The sequence below is a fragment of the Pseudodesulfovibrio sp. zrk46 genome, assembly GCF_012516435.1.
Classification (GTDB): domain Bacteria; phylum Desulfobacterota; class Desulfovibrionia; order Desulfovibrionales; family Desulfovibrionaceae; genus Pseudodesulfovibrio.
Map to the genome: position 1 here is coordinate 3691302 of NZ_CP051216.1, position 18083 is coordinate 3709384.

An 18083-nucleotide genomic window follows, 5' to 3' on the forward strand; every position below is an offset into this window, starting at 1 on the left:
CCGTTCAACATGATCGTCATTGGCCCTCTTGGAATACGGATTTCCAGGAGGGCTATTTCTTTATTTAACGCCTTCACGCTAGTTGCGTTGACACTGGAACAAAAGAAAACACCAGATAGCTGGTTCAGGTTTTGCACTGAGTAATCCATGGATATTTTCGGATTCAATCCGGGCGACTTGCTCAGCTTCCTCCTGACGCTTTTCAGGATCAGTATCGTATTATTCCTGCTACCTTTTTTTGGCAGCAAGTCCATACCTAACCCAGTCAAAGCTGCTCTTGTCCTGATTTTGACAGCCGCCCTGTGGCCTCAACTGTCATTCCCCGGATCAGAGTTCCCTGGAACAGGAACAGGCCTGGCAATAATGGTGCTTGGAGAGATTATTCTCGGACTTATCCTTGGACTTCTTGTCAATTTTCTGTTTGGAGCGGTTCAGTTCGGTGGGCAGATTATTGGTTTCCAAATGGGCTTCTCAATGGTTAACGTTGTAGACCCTATCACCGGTGTCAGCAACGCCGTTACTGCCCACTTCCTCTACATGTGCACCATGCTTACCTTCCTAGTGCTCAATGGCCACCTTCAGTTGCTCAATGCCGTTGGAATGAGTTTCCAGTATATTCCGCCCGGAGGCTTGCTCATTACTCCAAATCTGGCACACCATATATTCGAATTTTCTACGATTATGTTCGTCCTAGCCATTAAAATTGCAGCGCCTGTCATGGCGGCTCTTTTCCTTGTCGACCTTGCCCTTGCTCTCATCTCACGAGCAGCACCACAAATGCACGTTCTGACCCTCGGCTTTCCTATAAAAATTACGGTTGGTTTCTTTTTCCTTGGGTTCATGTTCACTATCATGTCCATCTATGTCACAGACTTCCTCAGAGACATTGGCGTTGTTTTCCAGGATCTCATGAAAATTGCTTCGCCACTCAATAAATAGCGAGACAGTCAATGCCACAGAAAGATCCAAGTAAAACAGAAAAAGCCACCTCAAAACGACGAAATAAGGTTCGTGGCGAAGGTAACGTCCCCAAGAGTGATGAGTTTACCAAAGCGATCACTCTTTTGATGGCACTCATCGCACTCCGATTCCTCATAGGTTTTTACCATGACCAATTTGCTGAGATCTATGAGTGGACTTTCCGTGAAGCGATTCACATGGAAATCGACAAAAACACGGCATACAGCCTTTTTGTTTGGGGAGTAAAAAAACTGGGCATTATCGTTCTGCCCCTCGTGCTTGTTCTGGCTAGCGTCGCCTACGTTACCCTCCGCCTTCAAGTTGGAAAACTGTGGTCAAACAAAGCCATGAACCCAAATTTCGGCAAGCTCTTTAACATAACTGGGGCCTTGCAAAAACTATTTATCAGCCCTCAAGCCGCTATAAACCTTGGGAAAAGCATATTGACCGCTTTGGCTGTTGGCATTGCGCCTTACATAGTCATCAAACAGGAGATGCACAATCTCCTACCTCTCTTTTACGCAAATACCCATGGCATCATCAGTTTTTTGCTGTCGGTAGGGTACAAGATGACCTTCTACGCCCTGATTCCCATGATGCTCATAGGAATCGCTCACCTTTGGTACACTCGTTGGAACTATGAGGAAGAAATCAAGATGTCCAAAGAGGAGATTAAAGACGAGCAAAAGCAAGCCGAAGGTGATCCGGCTATCAAAATGAAACAAAAGCAAAAAATGATGGAAATGATCACCAGCCGCATGTTTCAAGACATCCCTAAGGCGGATGTTGTTGTAACCAACCCCACCCACTTTGCCGTCGCTCTGCAATATGATGCTCTCATCGCTCCCGCCCCCTTGGTTTTAGCCAAGGGCGTGAACCGTGTTGCCGAACGAATCAAAGAAGTTGCAAAGGAACACAATGTTCCCATCGAAGCCAACCCTCCCTTGGCACGAGCTTTGTATAAACAAGTTGAAATCGGGGAAACCATCCCGGAGGAATTGTTCCAAGCGGTGGCGGCACTCCTGGCAAAACTTGATAAGTTTAAGAAACGCTAGGACTTACACACCACAATGACTCCTCCAGGCAAACATACAAACTCCGCCTAAGAGGTGTCAAAAACATGTCTCAATCTCCAAGCAGCCAACTCGCTCCCAAGATTGATTATAAAAAGTTCGCCAAACAGGGCGACATACTCCTCGCAGGCGGCGTGGTGACCATCCTCTTCGTGATGCTCATCCCGCTCCCAACTTTCTTCATCGATTTCATGCTGACTGTCAGCATCTCTCTCGGTTTGGTCATTCTCGTGACGTCAATGTTCATGACTTCCCCCCTCGAGTTCTCCATTTTCCCAACCCTGCTTCTTGTCACCACATTGCTCCGATTGTCACTCAATGTGGCAACAACTCGTGCAATTCTGCTCTATGGCGATGAGGGCACCGATGCTGCAGGTTCAGTCATTCAAAGTTTTGGTGAATTTGTTGTCGGTGGTAACTACGTCATCGGTATCGTCATCTTCTTGATCCTCTTCCTGCTGAACAAAAAGGTTATCGTAACCGGTACCACCCGCATCGCGGAAGTGGCCGCTCGATTCACCCTGGATGCAATGCCAGGTAAGCAAATGGCTGTCGAAGCTGACCTCAATGCAGGCTTGATCGACGAAAAACAAGCGACTGAACAACGTGATCATATGCGCCGAGAAGCTGACTTTTACGGCGCTATGGACGGTGCAGGCAAGTTCGTCTCGGGAGACGTTAACGCAGGTTTCATGATCACCTGTATCAACATCATTGGTGGATTCATGATCGGCGTCATCCAGAAGGACATGCCATGGATGGACGCTGCCCAGACATATACCCTGCTGACCATCGGTGACGGTCTTGTTGCAACGATCCCCTCTCTGATCATTTCCACCTCCGCTGGTATCATTGTTTCCCGTGCAGCAGCTGAAGCCAAGATGGGTGAAGAATTCATCGGCCAGCTTTCTTTCCACCACCGAGCACTCAAGCTGGTGTCTGGTATATTGCTGATTTTTGCCATCGTCCCCGGTATGCCCACCGTGCCGTTTATGATACTCTCAGCACTGATCTTCGGTATCGCCAAGCTGTCTGCGAGCCATTTTGTTCATGCTGAAGATGCTGAAGACGAGAACGCTGCGGGGGCAGCCAATGATGCTGCAACGTTGGATACACCAGAAGAAGTACAGGCCCTGTTGCCCCTCGACCAGTTGGAATTGGAAGTTGGCTACGGCCTGATCCCCTTGGTTGACGAAGAGCAAAGCGGCAATCTGCTCTCAAGAATCCGATCCATCCGCCGCCAGTTCGCACTGGACATGGGTGTCGTTGTCCCGTCGCTGCACCTGCGGGACAACCTCCAGCTCAAGCCAGGCGAATACCGCGTTGTCATCAAGGGCAACCCTGTCGCACAAGCCGAGTTACTTATAGATCACTATCTGGCCATGGATCCAGGAGATGCCAAGCACCGCATTCAGGGCGTGGAGACTGTAGAGCCCGCATTCAATCTGCCCGCTGTCTGGATCCCGGAAGCACAGAAAGAAGAAGCCATGCTGGCTGGCTACACCGTTGTCGATCCGTCCACAGTTATCGCGACTCACCTCACCGAAGTATTCCGCCGCAACCTGCACGAGTTCCTCGGCCGCCAGGAAACTCAGGAACTGCTCGACAACCTTGCGAAGCGCGCTCCCAAGGCAGTAGAAAGCTTGGTCCCGGCAGTCCTCAGTTTGGGTGGAGTTCAAAAGGTCCTGCAGTCTCTCGTCGAAGAAAACGTGTCTATCCGCGACCTGCTGACCATTGTGGAAACTTTGGCAGACTACGCAACTGCTACTCAGGATCCCGCTCAGCTGACAGAGTTTGTTCGAGCCAAGATGGGCCGCACCATCATCAAGCCATACTCTGGCGAAGAAGGAGTTCTGCCTATCATTACACTGAGTCAACAGATCAACGACATTCTGTCCAACGCCATGAGGCCCGCAGAGCAGGGAGGCTACCTTGCCCTCGAACCCGGCGTCGCCCAACAGATAATCCAGGCCATCAACAAGGCCACTGAAGAAGCATTTGTGGCCGACGGCACCCCAGTCCTGCTGGTAAGTCCGAATATCAGAAGCCAGTTCGCACAGCTCCTCAACAGGTTCATCCCCACCCTGCCTGTACTTTCTCAGGCAGAGATTCCGTCTGACGTAAAAATTCAATCGGCAGCAACCGTCGAACTGTAGGATTAGATTATGAGAATGAAGACGTTTCGGGCCGCCAACTCAACTGCGGCATTTGCTCAGGTCAAGGCTGATCTTGGTGAAGATGCGGTCATCCTTTCGAACAAGACGGTCACGGAAAACGGCGTTAAGTGCTGTGAAATAGTAGCCGCAGTTGAACCCGCTCCCCCCATCCGTAAGGCTGAGCCCAAGCGCATGACCCGCGACGATATGGTCGAAGACGCCATGAAAGCTTCCGTAGGCTGGCAACGTGAATGGAGCCAGATAAAAGGCCAGATCCTGCAGCTCATGAAGCCGCAAATGGATTTGGATAAGCTTTCCCCAAAGCAAAAGCTTGCGATGGAGTATCTTGAGCGTGAAGACGTCAATGAAAAGGTTTTGGCCAAACTCTTTTGTGAACTACGCGACAACGAGCGCCTTTCAATTGTTCCAGCTCTTGAATGCCTTGTAGACGCAAGTCCGATCAGTGCCAAAAATTCGACGGTGAAGTTTCATGCATTTACTGGCCCTGGTGGTGCTGGCAAGACCTCGAGCCTTGTACGTATCGCTCTGCGAGAAAAGAAGGCCAACCCCAATGCTAGAATCTGCCTTGCAACAGCAGACGGAGGCCGAGGCAAGGGACGCATTGTTCTCAAGCATTACGCAGAACTGACAGGGCTTGCCTTCCGTGAGATCATAACCCGAGACGACTTTCATCTCTTGAAGCAGGAAGCAGATCATTTCGATATGATTTTCGTGGACCTGCCCGGCCTGCCAGGTCAGACATCTTTGGAGGAATGGCTGCCTTTATATGGCCTAGCCGGTTGCAACGACCTGGCAATCCACCTTGTTCTTAATCCCTATTATTCCGAGGCGCAGTTCGAAAGATTCCTCGACAAGTACAAAAGTGAACAACTTGCAAGCGTTATCTGGACGAAACTCGATGAAGCCTGTACATTTGGTGCAATATTGAACATGGCGTTCGCATGCGGGCTGCCGGTTTCCGCACTTTCGTACGGTTCCGGACTCAAAAACAGCATCGCACCGGCCTCCAGGGAAATGATCTGGCGGCTCTTGTTCATGCGCAAGTTGCCCAGCGGCGACATTCAACCTTAAGGAGATAACACAGCGCCATGACTTCCAATTTCCCTATGGTTCTTTCCGTAACCTCCGGCAAGGGCGGCGTCGGAAAAACCAATATGTCCGTCAACCTCGCCTACTCTTTGAGCATGGCTGGCAAAAATGTGGTCCTGCTTGATGCCGACCTCGGGCTTGCCAATGTTGACGTCATTCTTGGAATGGCTCCGGAACACAACCTGTTCCATCTTTTCCATGAGGACATGACTCTGGACAAAATACTGTATGATACACCCTATGGCTTCAAGATCCTGCCCGCCTCTTCAGGCGTCAGCGACATGGTGGATCTGGACAAAGGCCAGAAGCTCGACCTTTTGGATGCCATGGACACCATGGAAGACAAAGTAGACTATCTGATCGTTGATACTGGAGCCGGTATTAATGACAACGTGCTCTACTTCAACCTTGCTGTTCAGGAGCGTCTGTTGGTGATAACTCCTGAACCAACCTCCCTGACCGATGCCTATGCACTGATTAAAGTGCTTAAGCTGCATCATGGAGTGGAACGTTTCCGTGTCCTCGTCAACATGGTCAAGGACAAAAAGTCCGCCAAGGACGTTTACATCAAGCTACTCAATGCCTGCGACCACTTTCTGGATGGCATTTCTTTGGATTTGGTCGGTTTTATTCCTTTTGACCCCAACGTGCGCAACTCGGTCATCGCCCAAACGCCGTTTTGCCACAAGTTCCCCAAGACTCCGGCTAGCGTCGCGGTTCGGCAGACCGCACAGAAACTGGGCACATGGCAAGTAACCCCGAATACAGATGGCAATATTAAATTCTTCTGGAAGAAGCTCCTCTTCCAAGAACGATCCGTGGCGTGAACTGGAAAAGGGCGCCAAGAGTTGGGACGAGTTTTCACCGCGTGACCGCGAGAACATCGTCCGCTTCTACTCGCCCAAAATCCGCATCCTCGCCCTCCGCCTCAAGGCGAAGCTTCCCCAGTCCGTAGAGCTCAATGAGCTTCTTAGTGCTGGCAGCCTCGGTTTGCTTGACGCCCTGGGCAAGTTCAACCCAGATCTTGGCATCAAATTCGAGACTTACTCTGAGAACCGAATCAAAGGAGCCATGCTCGACGAGCTTAGGCGTATGGACTGGTTCTCTCGTGGCCTAAGACAGAAGGTAAAAGTACTCGAGGATGCTCAGCGTCATATTGAGCATGAAACCGGCGCCCCTGCGACATCTGAACAACTGCAGGAACACACTGGAATGTCTGAAAAAGAGGTCCAACAGGGACTTGAGGCACTCCACAACCAAATGTGCTTGAGCCTCGACAGTTTTCATGAGAATGTTATCGGCCGAAAGCACATGACCGAGGACGAGCCTTTTCAGTCAACGGCATTTCAGGAGATAGTCGACAAAGTAGCGAATCTCATTGAGGAATTGACGCCAAGGGAAAAATTGGTCATATCTTTATACTACGGCGAAGAGTTAAACATGAAGGAAACTGCCGAGGTTATGGACATAACCGAGGGACGCGTTTCCCAGTTACACTCTCAAGCCTTGAAAAAATTGAGAAAAACTTTCAGAGCTCGCTACGAAAGCGAGGAGTAAAAGGAAAAAAGGAGCTAATCCATGAGCTACGATAAAAACATGCGTGTTCTTGTTGTTGATGACTTTTCCACCATGCGCAAGATCGTGAAGAACATCCTGCGCCAGATTGGTTTCACCAACATCGTTGAAGCCGATGACGGTTCCACTGCTTGGGAAGTACTCAACAAGGACAACATCGATTTCATCGTCTCTGACTGGAACATGCCTACTATGTCCGGCATCGACCTGCTTCGCAAAGTACGCGCCAGCGAAGAATACGCCGACATCCCCTTCCTGATGGTTACCGCTGAAGCACAGCAGGAGAATATCATCGAAGCGGTACAGGCTAAGGTGTCCAACTACATCGTTAAGCCGTTCACTCCGGAAACCCTGAGCCAGAAGATCGACAAAATCTTCGCTTAATGACACCCGCCTACTAGGCAATAAATATGGTCTTGCTTGTCCCGGACGACTCAGATGATCTGACCGAAGATGAATTCGGTGATGTTGAGGAGTCCGGGCAGCCCAAGGCTCAGCTCGATGACAGCGAGGCAAGCCGGGCCACCCAAAAGGTTGATCTCGACCTTGACGACGCCCCGTTCCTTGAGGACGAGGATGAAGAGGAAGAGGAGATCGCCCTTGAAGAGGAGGAAACTCCTTTTGTTGAAGAGCCTTTAGATTCTGAAGGTTTTGACTTTAAGGCGCTCCTTCGAAACAAGCTATTTCTTATTTTTGCAGGCGTAGTCGTCGTCCTGCTAGCTGTCATCGTGTTCCTGCTCATGCGTGAACCCGAAGCTCCCCCACCGCCCCCTCCCCCAGTCGAAGAAATTGTACAGGAAGAAGCTGCTCCAGAAGTGGTTGAAGAGACCCCGGAAATTCTTATTCGCCTCGACCCCTTCCTTATTGAACAGAGAGACAAGGATAATAAGATACGTTTCTTAGAAGTCCGCATTGTTGTCAGCACCCTCGAAGATGGCCTTGCGCGCCAGTTCAAGCAGGAAACATACACGATTCGCAATGCACTCTACTACTATTTGAAGAATAAGGATTTGCAGTTTTTGTCCGATAAAGACAATAGTGACAAATTAAAGAAAGAACTACTGGCTATCATCAACCAGTATATGGGATTTGGGCAGTTCGAAACACTGTTGTTCGAACAATATCTTGTGAGGTAGACCATGACGACCACACCGTTGGATCTTCCGACCCTCATCGCTGCAATGCCACACGTTGCAAAACTCGCCCATGCGGAAAAAGTCAAGCCAGATGTTAGGCAACAACTATTCGGCCCCCTGATTCAAGAGCAGATCGACAAGAACCAGGATAAGGTTCAGCAGGTCAACAAAAAGGAAAAGACCGAACCTGTCGACAGAGATGGCAAACAGCAACATCAACAAGCCCAACCAAAAAGTAAGCAGAGAAAGAAGGAAGTAGACGATGACCCAGAAACCGGCTACTCCGATCCCTCACCGTGGTCAGGCAATATCGTCAACGTCAAGATCTAATCGCCGTAGTAGCCTGCGACAATTTGATTCCTTTAAATAAAAAAGGAATAGTATTTCTGATCCTCCCCTAAGAGAGACAACCTGAACACACGAGCTGTCCATGTCTGATATTCTTCTCATCCTGTTCACAATCAGTGAAATCGTCCTTCTGGGTGTGGTTATTCTTTTCTTTCTGCGCCTCAAAAAATCTGAGAATCTCCTTTCCGCTCTTCAAGTAAAACAGGAAGAGTTCATCAAACGCCTCCAGTTCAACACCCAACTTGAAAACGAATTAGTTGCTACCTTTGAACAACGTCAGCAGGAGTTGGTAGCGCTTAATAATAAAATTGAAGACCGTGCAGCAGAACTCAAAAAACTTGTGAAACAAGCTGATGAGTATTGCAAATCCCCCCAATTCATGCGCGAGCTTATCATTAAGGGACACCGCGCAGGAAAATCCCCAGTCCAACTGGCAAAGACTACAGGACTTAGTCTTGAGGAAATTGAGCTCATTCTAGACCAGGCATAGCCTATGAGAATCAAGGGTTCAGGCTCACAGTTCTTCGGCTCTGGCGGGGGCGGCAGTCGCTCTGAATCATTCAAGAGAGGCCGCAAACGCGGGCAAAAGGTACGGGGAACGATTTTGAAATGGGTCTCCGAGGATATGGCCTGGGTGGAAATCGATGGGCACAGACTACTGGCTCAACTCCATTCACATCCCCCTGTAGGCTCAAGGCTCACTTTTTTAATCATACAGTTGACTCCTGAGATCATACTCAAAGAGATCTTCGAGTCATCATCTGCTGGCGTTGGAGCGCTGACTCTTGCCAAAGACTTCGAAACAGCTAGAATACTCTTTGAAGGCAAACTTCAAGACCACATAATCAAGCTTTCTAGCCCACAAAGCCCGAAACGAATTCATCGCTTCATCAACATCTTAGCTGAGGACATTAAACTCTTCTCGGCATATCTTGATGTGACAGCCTGCCTGAAACACATTAACCACTCCCTTGCCTCTACAAAAAATGCCCGCCTAATATACATCCCCTGGCTTATTCCTAATGGACATCGGCATATTGGCCTTGTGCGCAATCCGAAGAGCTCTCCGTCACTCATCGAAACAATACTAGAGCTTGAACTCGAAGACTTTGGCATGGTTCGCATTGAATTTTTACATAAGACTCCTGACACCAGCTATCGGGTCAAGTTACAGCACCCTTCCAACGCCACAGAGCTCAATTACTATCTCGAATCTCTACTGGCCTATGAGCCCGCTCCACAATGCCTCGGTATCAGCCCACTCCAACAGCACGAGCACGGCGGAATCTTGTCACAAATACTATTCAAACAGTAACGACCATAGAAACGAAAAAGCCCCGAAGGTTGAACCTTCGGGGCTTTTCATTCCAAAACAGAATGGAGGCTTAAATAGCAGCGATTGCAGGCTCCAGCACGTCTTCACGAACAGCTTCTTCAGCTGTAGCAGGAACAGCCATGGTCTTGGCTTCAAGATACAACTCGCGATTCTCGTCCAAATGGCGAAGGAAAGCATTATTCATGGCGTGACCGGAAGCGAATACTTCAAAGTGACCCTGAAGAGGAGCACCAAGCACAGCCATATCGCCCACGAAGTCGAGCAGCTTATGACGCACAAACTCGTCTTTGAAGCGCAGCCCCTCAGCATTGAGGACACCGTACTCATCAAGAACGATAGCGTTGTCAAGGGAACCGCCGAGAGCCAATCCGTTAGCGTGCAGATAGTCAACTTCCTTCAGGAAGCCAAAAGTGCGAGCTTTAGCGATCTCAGCGGTAAAGTTCTCTGGAGTAACTTCCATCTCAAGGCGCTGAGAACCGATAATCGGATGAGCAAACTCAATGGTATAGTCAACACGGAAACCATCATAAGGACGAGCCTTGATGAATTTACCGTCCTGCTCGAAATCGAGCTCTTTCTTGATAGCGAAAACCTGGCGCGGTTTGGCCTGCTTGCGAACGCCTGCCTGCTTAAGCAGGTAGACAAAAGAAGCGGCGCTACCGTCCATTATAGGCAGTTCCTTACCAGTCACCTCAATGTGAATATTGTCGATGCCCATGCCACTAACCGCTGCGAGCAGATGTTCGACAGTAGCAACAGTTTCACGGCCATCACCCAATACGGTGGCTAAGCCGGTCTCGACAACAAGAGAGGGAGCAGGAGTCAGGAAGGTGGACCCGGATTCAGACTTAAGAGCGAACAGGATTCCGGTATCCTCAGCGGCAGGACGAAGAACCAGCTCTACCTGCTTACCGCTGTGTAGACCGATTCCCGTGCAACGCACTGATTTATGGATAGTAGTTTGTAGCATTATTCCTCCGGTTGAAAACCACAATCATCTAAGCAAGAAAAATGCCAAACTAAACACATACTGTAATATGATGATTTCATTAACTTTTTAATAAAAGAGACAAAACAAACACGTGTTGTTTTCTCGCAACTTCTTGTATTTTTACAACAACGTTTTCATAAAACTGTTGTTTTTTTGGGATTATAATTTTCGCAAAAAAACGATGCGATCGTGCCCTGAGAGGTCTTTCAGAACATCAACCTCCCCAAATTCCGGGAACTGTTCTGACATTATTTTTTTCACAGCATCACCCTGCTGATAGCCAATCTCCATCAGAACAATTCCGCCCTGCTTCAGGGCCTTGGAAACGTGAGGAAGCATGGCCCGAATATGATTCAGCCCATCCTCGCCACTGACCAAAGCTGTCAGTGGCTCGTAATCTCTCACCTCATGACTTGCATCATCATATTCCTGCTGCGGAACATAAGGTGGATTAGACACAATGAGGTCATATACACCTGTGTCCAACAATGAACAGGTAAAGTCGCCTTCGATAAATTCCAACCTGTCGTGAACGCCGTGGGTCAAAGAATTCCTCTCAGCCACAGCGAGAGCATCAGGACTCAGATCCACAGCCACACCTCGAGCCTGAGCAAAAAGATGCGCAATGGTTACAGCCAGAATACCGGAGCCAGTCCCCAAGTCAGCAAACTGAAATGCGGCGTCTGCAGGATACAGTTCTTCCAGTTTCTCGATGATGTGCTCGGTCTCAGGACGAGGAATCAACACAGATGATGAAACATGAAAATCAAGCCCATAAAATTCTCGATTACCAAGAATATAGGCCAACGGCTCACCTGTTTCCCTACGAGCGACCATTTGCCGAACAAGCGCCACCTGATCGTCTTTCAGCACACGCTCCCGATCCACCACCAAAGTCAACCGAGAACAATCAAGCACTTCTGCTACGATTACTTCGGCACTCAAACGAGGCGAGTCCACGCCTGACAGACGGGACTCGCTCTCTTGAAGTATGTCTAAAATGGTGGGGGCCACAATGTTCCCCGGCAAAGCTATTCGCCCTGCCGCTTCATGGCCTCGGCCTGGTAATGGCTGATAAGGGCATCGTGCAACTCTTCCAGTTCTCCTTCCATGATCTTATGCAAGGAATGGAGAGTCAGATTAATACGATGATCCGAGCAACGCCCCTGCGGGAAATTGTAGGTACGAATACGCTCGGAACGGTCGCCGGAACCAACCTGGCTGCGACGAGTGGCATCCTCTTCAGCCTTGGCCTTTTCCTGCTCCAACTGCAGCAAACGAGAACGCAGCACTTTCATTGCCTTGGCCTTATTCTTGTGCTGGGACTTTTCGTCCTGACAAATAACAACCAAGCCAGTGGGAACGTGAGTGATGCGAATGGCAGAGTCAGTGGTGTTAACAGACTGACCTCCAGGCCCGGAAGCGCGGAACACGTCCACACGCAGATCTTCGTTCCTGATATCCACATCCACTTCCTCAGCTTCAGCCATGATGGCCACAGTAACAGCAGAGGTATGAATTCGGCCCTGAGATTCGGTTGCAGGAACACGCTGCACTCGGTGAGTACCAGACTCATATTTGAGCTTAGAATAAACCTTATCACCCGCAATAGAAGCAATGACTTCCTTGAGGCCGCCGGAACCAGTGGAACTGGAGCTCATCTCCTCAACCTTCCACTTGTTGATTTCAGCGTAACGGGAATACATGCGGTAAAGATCTGCCGCAAAAAGAGCAGCCTCGTCACCACCAGTACCTGCACGGATTTCGAGGATGATGTTCTTGTCATCCATTGGATCCTTGGGAAGGAGAAGAATCTTGAGCTGTTCCTCAAGAGAAGGAAGCTGTGGCTCCAGCTCTTCTATCTCCATCTTGGCCATCTCCTGAATATCCTCATCGGAATCATTCAGGAGCTCCTTGTTGTCGGCCAGATCCTGAGCAACCGCCTTATACTGACGAAAGACCTTCACCACATCGCCGAGATCAGCGTGGGCTTTGGAAACCTTCTTGTAGCGCTCTTGATCATTAAAAATATCAGGCTGGGCAAGCTCCTGCTCCAGTTCCTCGAATTTGATTTCAATCTCTTCAAGCTTGCCAAACATATTAGCACTCCTCGGCGTTAACGGCGCACTGCAGGGCAGCAATGGCCACTTCGATCTGACTGTCGTCCGGTTCCTTGGTCGTCAGCACCTGCATCATCATGCCGGGCCAACTCATGATCTTGCAGAACAGGCTCTTGCTATGCTTGCCCGCAAATTTAATCATTTCGTAAGCAATATTACTGACGGGAATCATCAGGAACAGCTTCATTCCAACAATGTACAGGTGTTTAACAATGAAATTTTCTGGCGAATAGAACGTGAGCAAGTACGGCACCAGTATGGCGAACAAAGTGATGGACACCACCAGAACAAACAACATGAATGCCGTGCCGCATCGCGGATGGAGACGGCTATAAAAACGAGTGGATTCCGGACTGAGTTCCTTGCCCTCTTCCCAAGTCCAAATAACTTTGTGCTCTGCACCATGGTACTCGAACACGCGGCGAATGTCAGGGATATAAGAAATTGCAAGGATGTATCCCACAAAGACGGCCATCTTGATAACACCGTCCCAGATGTGAAAGCTCAAGGAGTCGACGTCACCGCCAAGTCCAAGAAACTCCATCCCTACAGAAAGAAAATGCGGAAGAACCACGAAAAGACCCAAGGCTGCAGCCAGGGCCAAAACCATGGTCAGAATGAGGTGCCAGGAGGTCAACTCGGTATCATCTTCGTCGTCCTCAGCAGCCTGAACTGCAGAGAAATTCAGGGCCTTGATGCCGTTGACCATTGTTTCCATGAGGACAGGGAAGCCACGAAGAAACGGCTTCTTGAGCCAGGGGTGAACAACAAGCGAGAACCATGGTCGGACCTCGGTTACGATTTCACCATCGGATTTGCGAACGGCAATGGCAAGTTTGTCTTTGGCGCGCATCATCACGCCTTCGATCACGGCCTGCCCACCCACAGATTGTGGAGCAGCCAACGCAAAGAGTCCTCGCAGAGTCAACCAGCTACCCTCCGGTAAGAATGAGGGGGCGCGACCGATTCCCCCTAATGGCAGCACCACGTGCCACCTGTCGCAGGCAAGAGAATTAAGAATTCCCGAGCCTTTTGTAAAGAGGCCAAACAACGCAATATGCCTTCGCAGGGCACAAGACCCCAACGAAGGCATATGATCGCGGCTTTCGCCGTGAAAAAGCTAGGCTTCTTTCTTGCCGAACGCTGCGTACTTCTTACGGAAGCGATCGATACGACCAGCGGTGTCAACAAAACGCTGCTTGCCGGTGTAGAAAGGATGGCAGTTAGAGCAAATTTCGACCTCGAGGGACTCGCCCTTGGTGGTCAGCAGTTCGGCTTCGTAGCCACAGTGGCAACGAATCTTTGCCTTGAAAGTCTTAGGATGAATATCTTTTTTCATGACGCACTCCTGTCATTGATTTCGTTTGGAACTCGGTCTTATACGCACTGCCACTAGGCTTGGCAAGCAAAAAAATGACCATATCTCCATATTCTAGAAAAACTCCAGATATTGGGTATTTTCCGCCTCGGGTGATTCAGCACAAAAAGCAACGCTCTTCCCAGCCACTGCACCACCGGAGACGAAAAAAGGCGAACGCCTGAGCGTTCGCCTTTAATATCTAAGCTCAGGTGCGAACTAAACGCAACCGGTGGGCTTGGGCAGGCCAGCCATTTTACAGGCGCCTTTACCAGGACCGGAGGGGAACAGTTCGTAGATCTGCTTCAGCTTGAAGCCGGTGACCTTGGAGAGGATACGGACCATCGGAGCGATGCCGTTCTTCTTGTAGTAGTCCTGCAGGAAGTCGATGACCTTCTGGTGATCTTCAGTGATTTCCTTGATACCTTCGGATTCCTTCACGTACTCAACCCAGTCCGGGGTCCAGTCTTCGAATTTCTGCAGGAAACCGTCTTCATCAACCTCAAAAGTAGCACCCTGGTATTCAACAACAGCCATTGTATCCTCCTAAGTGGATAGTTTTTCATACTGAGCTCCGAGACAACCTCGAAACTACCATATCCTTGTAAACAGCGATCCGCTGTTTGATACCTTGTTTATCCGGCTCAAAAACCGTGTGCGGAAATTACATCTGCCCTAAGACTTTGTCAAGGGGTCTTCGTACTTCTGCTCAAGAATTCTCAAGCTATCACTACGACTATAACTGCCTAAGATTCCTGCAATTCATCATAATGAGCCTGAGCATAATCCAGTGAGGGGTCCAACTTCAAAGCCGAACCGAGATAATCCAAAGCCTCAGTAGTATTCCCCATAAACTTGTGACAGAGACCGAGGTTAGCCAGATCGTGCGCAGATCCACTATCAATCGTCAAGGCAGCCTCGAAATTCGTAGCAGCCTCTGCATAACGTTCGCCTTTAAAGTGTGCCACACCACGCAGATTGTAGAATTCCTTACAATCATCATCGTAACCGATAGCACGATCAAGCGGCTCCAGAGTGTCTTCCCACTGCTCAAGCTGTGACAGAGCATAGGCCTGATAAAATGCAGCCAGTCCACGCTCAGCATTCGCAGGCTGCAAAGGCTCGGCAATAGCGAACTGATCTACAGCATACGCCACATCACCCATGCGCATGGCAAGAAGTCCCCGGAAGAACGGCATAAAATATCCGTTCGGGTAGATATCCTCGAGAACATCCAACCCTTCCATGGCATCGCCAAACTCAGCATCTTCGGCCAGAATGCGACCGACAAAGACTCCAATACTACGATTGGGAGTCCTTTCACGGAAATCAAAACCAGGTACGAAGTTGTAGTTTGCCGTAACCATGAGATCGGGATGACGAGTATCCACCGAGTAAAGCGGGGTCCCCTGTTCGGCCAAGCCATTGGCCATGGACATCAATTCCTTATATATATTCTCATCCTCAACAGTAGGCAGAGAATCAAGGGAAACAGTCTCACCTTCCAGCAACCACTCAATGTCATTCAGATTTGTAAATTTCGACAAACCGGACGCTTCGTACACACGGCTGGTTTCAAAATCTCCAGCCAACTGAGCAACCTCAGTAATGGCACGAATAGCTGCTTTGAGGGGCGAAGAAGAAGTGCCTGCGGTGAAAACGATTTCACTGAGTGCGGGAAAGGTTTTGGGATCCCAAGCGACAGCAGCCACGGTTGGCACAGGCTGCCCCATGGAGAAATCTTTGAGTACCAGCTTAACGCCATTGGACTCGAAGCACTTAACCAGACGAGTAAAAACCGGGTCGTCACACGAATTTAGATCAATGGTAGGCATTACCTTACGGCTACGGTCGATGATGGCACAGACGTGACGCTCAACCAACTCACAACCGCCCTGCCCAATAGACTCTTCAAAAGTGTTACCAGCCGAAGAGCCATTGAACTCGTTCAACTTCTTGAACCAGTCCAAGGGAACATACTCATGTTTGCCAGTAGCAATATTCAGAGCAGGATGAAAACGCCAGCGATTAAGATCCATGAGACGAATAGCATCCTCGTCAGAGATATCCTCTTCTACTGAATGAGCAATAAGAGAAATATCCATGACCTCGCCCGGCCACTTTTCCTGAGCTTCAGACCAAGTCAGCTCAGTGAAGTTCTCCTCATTGCTCCAAAAGGAAAAGTACGAGAAGCGTTCAACCAACTCCATAAGAGCAGAAGCCTCAGCCTGTTCAGGGGACGCGCCCTTTCCCATCTGCTTACGAGTGGGCATGACATCGCGAGCTTCGGGACCACAGGTAGACACGAATACAGGAATACCGAGCCTTCCTGTGTCTACCCGGTCAGTTTCAGCCAGCACACCGGTGCATTTCTCGGCAAGAAGTCCTTTTACGCGTGCCACGGTTTCCACCGGGCTACACGCTTTATCCTGATCAGTAGTGTAAGCTTTTGTGCAATCCTGAAGTTTGATCACAGCTATTTCCTCTTGAAACGGAACAGGTTCACGGGCTTGTCTACGCCAGACTCCTGATCCTTAAAGGTTGCAGAGGATTTCGCGATATGGAACCGCTCTCCGCTCTGCATGAAAAAGTTCTTTGCGGCACGCTTGAGGTCGAGAGAGAAAAAGACCTCTCCATCCTCGGATTCGGTCAGGCAGCCGTCCACAAAAGCAGAAAGCAGATCGAACTGCTTCTCATCATAAAGGAATTCGGTACCTACGAGACAATCGAAACGCTCGGCAAGACCTTCCTTGAAATCCGTTTTCTTGGCCGTAATGTTATCTCCCAAATCATTCTTGAGAGCATTGATGCGGGCAAAGAGCAACGCATCCGCATCAACGTCAGTTACAGTGACATCGTACCCACGACGCGCCAAGACGAGAGAAGTGATTGCAGAACCACCACCAATTTCCAACACTTTAGCCCCCTCTTTCAGAGGGAAATTAGCCAGGGAATGTCCCATTACCAGACTGCCAGGCCAGACCTTGGCCCAGAGAGGCAAGGAGACCGTTTTGCCGGAACGGGTCTTATCCATGAGTTTGTCGATATATTTCTGCATGTGCTTGATCTGCAACACATACAAGGTACCTTCGCCCACGGACACATCCTGAAACTCGACTTCACCGAACTTCTGCACGGCGAGATCGATAAGCTTGTCCATGGGCTGTTCGAGATCGTAGTCTTTCACAGCCACGTCATCCTCCGATATTTATTGGGGATCTATTGATCTACCTTATTGATTTTTTCCAAAGTCCACAGGCCGTTCTCGACATTGTCGTCTCGGGAGAACTCCCAAACGGCCCTGACATGCATGGGCTGAGCGCCCTGCGCGGTCCTACGAAGCTGAGCATCGTAAAATACGGTGGCAAGGGTTCTGCCTCCCTCGCTCTTCATTTCCATGAGACGGGCGGTCAGCAGCATGATTTCAGTGGGCCCCATATCCGAAGTACGCTGGGCATCTGCAAGAGCGTCACTGTATACGGAATCAGAAAGAAACACTTTCAGGTCATCAAAATCACGACTATCGCGGGCCTGCTGAAAACGAGAAAAGAACAACTTTGCCCCTTCCAAAAATTCAGCTTCGTCAAATTGTCCATCACTGTTCACAGGTGCACCCTGGACGGAAGAGGACTCATTCTTGTCAGAACTAAGATGGCCCCACATCTGACGAGCCGCTTCATGCCGATCCATTGGACGGATCACACGCCCACCCTGATCCTGATCGTCATTTTTACGATCCCACTTACCTAGACGAGTGTTGTCATCATCCTTATCCATACGGCGACGGAAAGTGCGTACGAGAAAATAGGCAATGAGCCCAAGAAAGAGGATGTTGAGTACACTGCCACCTGCGGAAGGCATCTGCTGCTCGGCAAAGGCGGGTGTGGCCCACAAAAGTAGGCAAAAAAAGGACGGAATTAC

At 49.6% G+C, this 18083-nt stretch carries 20 protein-coding genes; 11 read left to right on the plus strand and 9 right to left on the minus strand.

Features of this window, described 5'->3' with window-relative positions:
- The first annotated feature begins 147 nt into the window (after positions 1 to 147).
- The 11 genes from fliR (at position 148) to HFN16_RS16860 (ending at position 9673) form a co-directional block, all read left to right on the plus strand.
- On the plus strand, positions 148 to 939 hold the full coding sequence (gene fliR, locus HFN16_RS16810) for a flagellar biosynthetic protein FliR (RefSeq protein WP_168891842.1): 792 nt from the start codon (positions 148 to 150) through the stop codon (positions 937 to 939).
- A gap of 11 nt (positions 940 to 950) precedes the next feature.
- Positions 951 to 2015, plus strand: a complete 1065-nt coding sequence (locus HFN16_RS16815) for a flagellar type III secretion system protein FlhB (protein ID WP_168891843.1) — start codon at positions 951 to 953, stop codon at positions 2013 to 2015.
- 65 nt (positions 2016 to 2080) lie between these two features.
- Entirely contained in the window at positions 2081 to 4189 is a 2109-nt protein-coding gene (flhA, locus tag HFN16_RS16820) for a flagellar biosynthesis protein FlhA (RefSeq protein ID WP_168891844.1), read from the plus strand.
- Between the two features lie 9 nt (positions 4190 to 4198).
- Positions 4199 to 5281: a flagellar biosynthesis protein FlhF gene (locus HFN16_RS16825; protein ID WP_168891845.1), complete on the plus strand. Its 1083-nt coding sequence runs from the start codon at positions 4199 to 4201 to the stop codon at positions 5279 to 5281.
- Positions 5282 to 5298: 17 nt separating this feature from the next.
- Complete coding sequence (locus HFN16_RS16830; RefSeq protein WP_168891846.1) at positions 5299 to 6126, plus strand: MinD/ParA family protein; 828 nt, start codon at positions 5299 to 5301, stop codon at positions 6124 to 6126.
- Positions 6068 to 6856, plus strand: coding sequence for a FliA/WhiG family RNA polymerase sigma factor (locus tag HFN16_RS16835; protein WP_168891847.1), 789 nt, complete (start codon positions 6068 to 6070; stop codon positions 6854 to 6856). Before HFN16_RS16830 ends, HFN16_RS16835 begins: the two co-directional genes overlap by 59 nt.
- 21 nt (positions 6857 to 6877) lie before the next feature.
- Positions 6878 to 7258 carry a chemotaxis response regulator CheY gene (locus HFN16_RS16840; RefSeq protein WP_168891848.1) on the plus strand — a complete coding sequence of 127 codons (381 nt, stop codon included), beginning with the start codon at positions 6878 to 6880 and terminating at the stop codon, positions 7256 to 7258.
- A gap of 26 nt (positions 7259 to 7284) precedes the next feature.
- Complete coding sequence (locus HFN16_RS16845; RefSeq protein ID WP_168891849.1) at positions 7285 to 8010, plus strand: flagellar basal body-associated FliL family protein; 726 nt, start codon at positions 7285 to 7287, stop codon at positions 8008 to 8010.
- Between the two features lie 3 nt (positions 8011 to 8013).
- The gene (locus HFN16_RS16850; protein ID WP_168891850.1) at positions 8014 to 8340 is read left to right on the plus strand and encodes a hypothetical protein; all 327 of its coding nucleotides are present in this window, start codon (positions 8014 to 8016) and stop codon (positions 8338 to 8340) included.
- A 100-nt stretch (positions 8341 to 8440) separates the two neighbouring features.
- Positions 8441 to 8848 (plus strand): hypothetical protein, encoded by a 408-nt coding sequence (locus HFN16_RS16855; protein ID WP_210772212.1) that lies wholly within the window; start codon positions 8441 to 8443, stop codon positions 8846 to 8848.
- Positions 8849 to 8851: 3 nt separating this feature from the next.
- Complete coding sequence (locus tag HFN16_RS16860; protein ID WP_168891851.1) at positions 8852 to 9673, plus strand: hypothetical protein; 822 nt, start codon at positions 8852 to 8854, stop codon at positions 9671 to 9673.
- Between the two features lie 70 nt (positions 9674 to 9743).
- On the opposite strand, the gene lpxC is transcribed toward HFN16_RS16860, so the two are convergent.
- The 9 genes from lpxC to HFN16_RS16905 form a co-directional block, all read right to left on the minus strand.
- Positions 9744 to 10664 carry a UDP-3-O-acyl-N-acetylglucosamine deacetylase gene (gene lpxC / locus HFN16_RS16865; protein WP_168891852.1) on the minus strand — a complete coding sequence of 307 codons (921 nt, stop codon included), beginning with the start codon at positions 10662 to 10664 and terminating at the stop codon, positions 9744 to 9746.
- Between the two features lie 180 nt (positions 10665 to 10844).
- The gene (gene prmC / locus HFN16_RS16870; RefSeq protein WP_168891853.1) at positions 10845 to 11699 is read right to left on the minus strand and encodes a peptide chain release factor N(5)-glutamine methyltransferase; all 855 of its coding nucleotides are present in this window, start codon (positions 11697 to 11699) and stop codon (positions 10845 to 10847) included.
- Between the two features lie 17 nt (positions 11700 to 11716).
- On the minus strand, positions 11717 to 12784 hold the full coding sequence (prfA, locus tag HFN16_RS16875) for a peptide chain release factor 1 (RefSeq protein ID WP_168891854.1): 1068 nt from the start codon (positions 12782 to 12784) through the stop codon (positions 11717 to 11719).
- A 1-nt stretch (position 12785) separates the two neighbouring features.
- The gene (locus tag HFN16_RS16880) at positions 12786 to 13733 is read right to left on the minus strand and encodes a DUF1385 domain-containing protein (RefSeq protein ID WP_210772213.1); all 948 of its coding nucleotides are present in this window, start codon (positions 13731 to 13733) and stop codon (positions 12786 to 12788) included.
- 192 nt (positions 13734 to 13925) lie between these two features.
- A complete protein-coding gene (gene rpmE, locus HFN16_RS16885) occupies positions 13926 to 14144 on the minus strand; it encodes a 50S ribosomal protein L31 (protein ID WP_168891855.1) in 219 nt (72 codons plus the stop codon).
- Between the two features lie 237 nt (positions 14145 to 14381).
- Positions 14382 to 14699 carry a TusE/DsrC/DsvC family sulfur relay protein gene (locus tag HFN16_RS16890; RefSeq protein ID WP_168891856.1) on the minus strand — a complete coding sequence of 106 codons (318 nt, stop codon included), beginning with the start codon at positions 14697 to 14699 and terminating at the stop codon, positions 14382 to 14384.
- A gap of 209 nt (positions 14700 to 14908) precedes the next feature.
- The gene (locus tag HFN16_RS16895; protein ID WP_168891857.1) at positions 14909 to 16636 is read right to left on the minus strand and encodes a YcaO-like family protein; all 1728 of its coding nucleotides are present in this window, start codon (positions 16634 to 16636) and stop codon (positions 14909 to 14911) included.
- 2 nt (positions 16637 to 16638) lie between these two features.
- On the minus strand, positions 16639 to 17355 hold the full coding sequence (locus HFN16_RS16900) for a methyltransferase (protein WP_168891858.1): 717 nt from the start codon (positions 17353 to 17355) through the stop codon (positions 16639 to 16641).
- 26 nt (positions 17356 to 17381) lie between these two features.
- A complete protein-coding gene (locus HFN16_RS16905) occupies positions 17382 to 18023 on the minus strand; it encodes a TIM44-like domain-containing protein (RefSeq protein ID WP_168891859.1) in 642 nt (213 codons plus the stop codon).
- Between the last annotated feature and the right edge of the window lie 60 nt (positions 18024 to 18083).

Bases quoted from the DNA above. Each gene is read 5' to 3' on its own strand.
- fliR (WP_168891842.1), top strand. From the start codon at position 148: ATGGATATTTTCGGATTCAATCCGGGCGACTTGCTCAGCTTCCTCCTG.
- HFN16_RS16815 (WP_168891843.1), top strand. From the start codon at position 951: ATGCCACAGAAAGATCCAAGTAAAACAGAAAAAGCCACCTCAAAACGA.
- flhA (WP_168891844.1), top strand. From the start codon at position 2,081: ATGTCTCAATCTCCAAGCAGCCAACTCGCTCCCAAGATTGATTATAAA.
- HFN16_RS16825 (WP_168891845.1), top strand. From the start codon at position 4,199: ATGAGAATGAAGACGTTTCGGGCCGCCAACTCAACTGCGGCATTTGCT.
- HFN16_RS16830 (WP_168891846.1), top strand. From the start codon at position 5,299: ATGACTTCCAATTTCCCTATGGTTCTTTCCGTAACCTCCGGCAAGGGC.
- HFN16_RS16835 (WP_168891847.1), top strand. From the start codon at position 6,068: ATGGCAATATTAAATTCTTCTGGAAGAAGCTCCTCTTCCAAGAACGAT.
- HFN16_RS16840 (WP_168891848.1), top strand. From the start codon at position 6,878: ATGAGCTACGATAAAAACATGCGTGTTCTTGTTGTTGATGACTTTTCC.
- HFN16_RS16845 (WP_168891849.1), top strand. From the start codon at position 7,285: ATGGTCTTGCTTGTCCCGGACGACTCAGATGATCTGACCGAAGATGAA.
- HFN16_RS16850 (WP_168891850.1), top strand. From the start codon at position 8,014: ATGACGACCACACCGTTGGATCTTCCGACCCTCATCGCTGCAATGCCA.
- HFN16_RS16855 (WP_210772212.1), top strand. From the start codon at position 8,441: ATGTCTGATATTCTTCTCATCCTGTTCACAATCAGTGAAATCGTCCTT.
- HFN16_RS16860 (WP_168891851.1), top strand. From the start codon at position 8,852: ATGAGAATCAAGGGTTCAGGCTCACAGTTCTTCGGCTCTGGCGGGGGC.
- lpxC (WP_168891852.1), bottom strand. From the start codon at position 10,664: ATGCTACAAACTACTATCCATAAATCAGTGCGTTGCACGGGAATCGGT.
- prfA (WP_168891854.1), bottom strand. From the start codon at position 12,784: ATGTTTGGCAAGCTTGAAGAGATTGAAATCAAATTCGAGGAACTGGAG.
- rpmE (WP_168891855.1), bottom strand. From the start codon at position 14,144: ATGAAAAAAGATATTCATCCTAAGACTTTCAAGGCAAAGATTCGTTGC.
- HFN16_RS16890 (WP_168891856.1), bottom strand. From the start codon at position 14,699: ATGGCTGTTGTTGAATACCAGGGTGCTACTTTTGAGGTTGATGAAGAC.
- HFN16_RS16905 (WP_168891859.1), bottom strand. From the start codon at position 18,023: ATGCCTTCCGCAGGTGGCAGTGTACTCAACATCCTCTTTCTTGGGCTC.